This window comes from Methylibium sp. T29, from assembly GCF_000576205.1.
Classification (GTDB): Bacteria; Pseudomonadota; Gammaproteobacteria; order Burkholderiales; family Burkholderiaceae_C; genus Methylibium; species Methylibium petroleiphilum.
Genome location: NZ_AZND01000532.1, coordinates 1 through 1,052 on the forward strand (window position 1 = coordinate 1; position 1,052 = coordinate 1,052).

Annotated in this window: 2 protein-coding genes; both read left to right on the forward strand. The window is 62.2% G+C overall.

What is annotated here, in order from left to right:
- Window positions 1–196: hypothetical protein (locus x551_RS22610; protein ID WP_036251905.1), on the forward strand; the 196-nt coding region annotated here is incomplete at its 5' end.
- A gap of 435 nt (window positions 197–631) precedes the next feature.
- Complete coding sequence (locus x551_RS22615; protein WP_036251908.1) at window positions 632–934, forward strand: hypothetical protein; 303 nt, start codon at window positions 632–634, stop codon at window positions 932–934.
- Window positions 935–1,052: the final 118 nt, after the last annotated feature.

Here is a 1,052-nt window from a genome sequence, read left to right on the forward strand (position 1 = left end):
CGCCAAGGTGAGCATGCCGCCACTGGAGTACAGCTCAAAGATGCGCTACTGGTACAGCAAAGCGGTGCTGACCAAGAACGCCCATGCGATTGAGGTTCAGGTAGCCATGAGCCACGACGGCAAAGACGGCGGCTTTCTCCGGCCCGTGGGTGGCCGCCCGACTCATTGGGCGCATCTCCATGAAAAAAATGCTTGACAGCCTATTCTCAAGTCCCTTAGGCTCAGTCTCGGTGGGCGCAAGCCTGCTCAAATCACAAGCCCTTCGGAGCAATCCGCGGGGCTTTTCTCGTTCGGGCGGCGAACTTCAATCCGACACTGGCTCGCGTAGCCGCATGGATTCGACCGCCCAACACTACAGTGCGTCCGACGTGACGGGTTCACGCCCAGGCCTTCCAAGCCTCGGAGAGCGGAGTTCGATTCTCCCCGGTCGCTCCATACCCAATACGGGCACGACCAAGCCCAAATCCACCAATCGCCGCAACCTCGCCCATCCTTGGCCGTCAGGCTCCGGGCAAGCGGCGACCCAGCGGCAGGTGGCAAAACCTCCGCTGCAGCAGGGTAGTACAGCGCTGCCTACCGGCTCCCGGACTGGCAAGCGGGCCTGAAGCTGCGACCGAACACAGGAGAGGCCATGAGCGATCTATCTGACTGCTGCTACGGCATGGGCTTCGGCCCCGAGGGTGACGGCGTGGAGCTGATGAGCCGCGCGGCTGCTATGCAGATTGCCCAGGCGGCCGCTATGGCGCTACATCGCACGCGTCAGGGTATGCAGGCCACTCGCGACCCGCGCCCGGACAGCTTCGCAAACATCCAATGGCCCAAGTGGCTGTTCGATGACAAGCCCGAGAGCAACGCCAAGCCCGCACTCCCCGCCCTAACCAGGCAAGCAGGGGAGAAGTACAAGGGGCTGGGGTTCTGCGATGGTCTTGAGTGAACTGCTCAGGATGCGCTGCCCGCAGAGCATGGCTCATCAAGTACACCAGGATCGCATATGAGCGCGCCCGAGGCATACACCGCCCAGCAGATAGACCAACTGGTCAAGAGCATCCAGA

Coding starts and splice junctions, on each gene's coding strand:
- x551_RS22615 (WP_036251908.1), top strand. CDS start 632: ATGAGCGATCTATCTGACTGCTGCTACGGCATGGGCTTCGGCCCCGAG.